Source organism: Piscinibacter sp. (assembly GCF_050175855.1).
Classification (GTDB): Bacteria; Pseudomonadota; Gammaproteobacteria; order Burkholderiales; family Burkholderiaceae_C; genus Piscinibacter.
Window position 1 is genome coordinate 1 of record NZ_JBFXIO010000453.1, and the last position, 3,719, is coordinate 3,719.

General features: G+C 71.3%; 4 protein-coding genes and 1 pseudogene. All 5 read left to right on the top strand.

Translation table 11 applies throughout. The features are described 5' to 3' along the window. On the top strand, nt 1-567 hold a 567-nt coding region (traE, locus tag AB7U92_RS23665), incomplete at its 5' end, for a type IV conjugative transfer system protein TraE (protein ID WP_428582736.1). Further along, nucleotides 500-1,228 (top strand): type-F conjugative transfer system secretin TraK, encoded by a 729-nt coding sequence (locus AB7U92_RS23670; protein ID WP_428582738.1) that lies wholly within the window; start codon nt 500-502, stop codon nt 1,226-1,228. The genes traE and AB7U92_RS23670, both read left to right, overlap by 68 nt. Further along, the gene (locus tag AB7U92_RS23675; RefSeq protein ID WP_428582740.1) at nt 1,221-2,624 is read left to right on the top strand and encodes a TrbI/VirB10 family protein; all 1,404 of its coding nucleotides are present in this window, start codon (nt 1,221-1,223) and stop codon (nt 2,622-2,624) included. The genes AB7U92_RS23670 and AB7U92_RS23675 overlap by 8 nt, the downstream gene beginning before the upstream one ends. Further along, nucleotides 2,611-3,441: a DsbC family protein gene (locus AB7U92_RS23680; protein WP_428582742.1), complete on the top strand. Its 831-nt coding sequence runs from the start codon at nt 2,611-2,613 to the stop codon at nt 3,439-3,441. The genes AB7U92_RS23675 and AB7U92_RS23680 overlap by 14 nt, the downstream gene beginning before the upstream one ends. Continuing rightward, nucleotides 3,438-3,719: pseudogene (locus AB7U92_RS23685) on the top strand (hypothetical protein); the annotation flags it as partial. The gene AB7U92_RS23680 and the pseudogene AB7U92_RS23685, both read left to right, overlap by 4 nt.

Consider the following 3,719-nt stretch of genomic DNA (forward strand, 5'->3'; position numbering starts at 1 on the left):
CTCGTGCTGCTGCTCGCCTGCTCGATGCTCGCCAACGTGACGCTGGCCGCCTTCGCGATGCACATGGCCGGCCGCGAGCGCGTGGTGGTGGTGCCGCCCAGCATCAACAAGACTTTCTGGGTCGAGTCCGAGCGCGTGAGCGCCGAGTACCTCGAGCAGATGGCCTACTTCCTCCTGCAACTCACGCTCAACGTCACGCCGCAGAGCATCGACCACCAGTCCCGGGTTCTGCTCCAGTACGCCGCGCCGGCCTCCTACGGAGAGCTGCGCAGCGTGCTGGCCACCGCTGCCGAGCGCGTCAAGCGCGACGGCGCCTCCACCGTATTCAGCGCGCAGGACCTGGCCGTCGACGAGCGCACCCAGCGTGTGGGCGTGCGCGGCCTGCTCACCACATTCATCAGCGACCGCCGCGTATCCGAGGTCTCGAAGGGCTACGCCATCGAGCTGCAGTACGCCGGCGGCCGGATCTTTCTGAAGGCATTCCGGGAGACCAGTCCCAATGACCCGCTCGAAATCCAAGCTCAGTCCCAGCTTCGCCCGGCTCCTGCTGCTGGCGCTAGCCGCTAGCCAGCCCGCGCTGGCGCTGCAGGTCGTCGACGCGCGCGACGGCGAGACCGTGCTCGCCAAGGTCTCGCGCAAGGAGGTAACGCGCATCTCCGTCGAGCGAGGCCGCATCCGCAAGGTGACGGGCAACGCCGGCGAATTCGTGCTGGAGAAGGACGACGAGAAGGGCCAGGTCTTCATCCGGCCGGTCTCCCCGAACAGCACCAAGCCCATCAACCTCTTCGTCAGCACGGAGCGCTCGACGATCGGGCTGCTGCTGCAGCCGGTGGACACCCCGAGCGACGCCATCGTGATCCGCGAGGCCCGCGACGCGGCGAGCGGACCCGCACGCATCGAGCGCAGCGGCCGTCACGTGCGCACGATGAAGAACCTCCTGCTTGCGATGGCCGAGGACGCGCTGCCCGACGACATGGAGGTGCGCGAGCCCGGGCGCGAGCTGACCCTGTGGCCCGGCGCAAGGCTCACGTTGCAGCGCCAGTGGCTGGGCAGCGGCGTGGTCGGCGAGAAGTACCAGCTCGTCAACACCGGCGCGTCCGCGCTCGACCTCGCCGAGCGCGATTTCTTCAAGCGCGGCGTGATGGCCGTGAGCGTCGAGCAGGCGGCCCTGCGCCCGGGCGAGACCACCCAGCTCTTCGTGATCCGGGAGCGCCGCGCCGATGACTGATCCCGTCCTGCCGCCCGGCATGTCGCCGACCGGTGCGTCTTATTCATCAGGCCATGGAGCTCCGTCAGCCCCGGCGGAGCCGACGGCTGCGGCCATCAAGCGCCGTCAGGTCCTGCTGCTCGCCGGCATCGCCGGCACGATCGTGGCCGGCACGCTGCTGTCGGTCTCGTTGACCGGCACGAAAGGCAACGACGCGCAGCCCGCGAAACCGCAGTCCACCAACATCCTCGCGCCGGGTGCGCAGGTCGATCCCCGCGACGCGTGGCGTGGCCAGGCCGATGCGCAACTGAAGGCGATCGAGCAGCGCTCGCGCGACCTCGCGCAGCGCAACGCCGAGCTCGAAGGCCAGGGCAAGGAAATGCTCGAGCGCCTCAAGAAGCTCGAAGGCAGCGGACTCACGCCGCTGCCGCCTCCGCCCGTCGCCGCCTCCGCGGCACGGCCGAGCTTCGGGCCGGATCGCCCGGGGAACGCGCTGCCGGACGCCGGTCCGCAGCGTTTCCCGCCGCCACCGCCACCGATGCCGCAAGGCGCGGGGCAGAGCCCCGGCCTGCCACCGCCGCCCGGCGGCGTTCCGAGCATGCCGACGCCCACGGGCATCGTCAGCATCGTGCTGGGGGACGTCGCAACCGGCAAGGGTGCCAAGGCGGCCGCGGACGCAGCCGTCAGCAGTACTACTCCTCGAGACACGCGCCGCTATCTGCCCAGCGGCGCCTTCACCCGGGCGGTCCTCCTCGGCGGCCTGGATGCGCCCACCGGCGGCCAGGCCCAGCGCAATCCTCAACCGGTCCTGCTTCGACTCGCGGACAACGCGATCCTGCCCAACCAGTTTCGCGCCCGCGTGAAGGAGTGCTTCATCGTCGGCGCCGGCTATGGCGACGTGAGCTCCGAGCGCGCCTACATCCGCACCGAGTCGCTGTCGTGCGTCACCCGCGACGGCACCGCCATCGACGTGCCCGTGAAGGGCTATGTGGCCGGCGAGGACGGCAAGGCCGGCATGCGCGGACGCCTGGTGTCCAAGCAGGGACAGATCCTCGCCAACGCGCTGCTCGCCGGCGTGGCCAGCGGCATCGGTCACGCCTTCACGCAGAGCTCCACCACGCTGTCGGTCTCGCCGCTGGGCACCACCAGCACCGTCGACCCCGGCAAGCAGCTCGAAGCGGGTCTGGGCACCGGCGTGGGCAAGGCGCTCGACCGGCTCGCCCAGTACTACATCAGCCTCGCCGAGAAGGTCTTCCCGGTGATCGAGGTCGACGCGGGCCGCAGCGTCGACGTGGTCCTCACGCAGGGCGTCGCCCTGCCCGGGACGCTGGACGCCGCCGGCACCGATCCCGACAACCTCGCGCAACTCGCCGAGCGCGCCCGCACCCTTCGGAGGAACGACGATGAAGACGACTGACGCACGCCTCGCGCTGCGCGCTCTCGCTGCCAAGGCCGCGTTGGCCGCGGCGCTGACCACCTGCCTGAGCGTCACGGCATGGGCGCAGCCCAGCCAACCGCCAACCACGCCCGAGCTGACCAGCCTCATCGGGCGCCTGCAGGCGCTCTACCCCTCGACCCGCTTCGGCGAGATCCGTCCGACGCCCTGGCCGGGTGTCTTCGAAGTGGCGATGGGCGCCAACCTCGCCTACGTCGACGCGAGCGGCCAGTACTTCCTGTTCGGCCACCTGTACGACATGAAGGCGCAGCGCGACCTCACCGCCGAGCGCAAGGACACGCTGGCGCGCATCGACTTCAACGCGCTGCCGCTGGCCGACGCGATCAAGGACGTGCGCGGCCGCGGTTCCCGAGCGCTCGCGATCTTCAGCGATCCGGACTGCCCGCACTGCCGCCGGCTGGAAGCCGAGCTGAAAGGCCTGTCCGACGTGACGATCCACACCTTCCTGATGCCGATCGCCTCGCTGCACCCGCAGGCGCGCGCGAAGGCCATCGCCGTCTGGTGCGCGAAGGATCGCCTCGGGGCGTGGCAGGCGCTGATGACCCGCGACCAGGTGCCATCCAGCGCGGACTGCGCACACCCGGTCGATCGCAACGTCGCGCTGGCCGAGCGCCTCGGCGTGACCGGCACCCCGACACTGGTCGCCGCCGACGGCCGCGTGCTGCCCGGCGCCGCGAGCGCCGAGCAGATCAACGCCTGGCTGGCGCGCTCGACCACGAGCGCCGAAGGCCCCGCGCCGGGCAACCCCGCGGCCCAGGCGACGGGCAAGGCGCCATGACGGACCTGCGACGGACCTTCGCCCTCCTCGTCGGCGCGACCGCCACGCTGTTGGGCGGCTGCGCGTCCACCATGAGCGGCCTCGGCGGCGAGGGCAGCTACGCCTGCAAGGCACCGGTCGGTTCGCAGTGCACCTCGGTCTCGGGCGTGTACGCGAACTCGATCCACGGGCAGCCGCCCGCCTCCGCGCTGCCGAAGCCCGCGAAGGAGCCCACGAGCACGGCAGCCGCCGCGACGGCTGCCTCGGCATCCACAGCCGCTCCGGGGCTCGGCACGCCG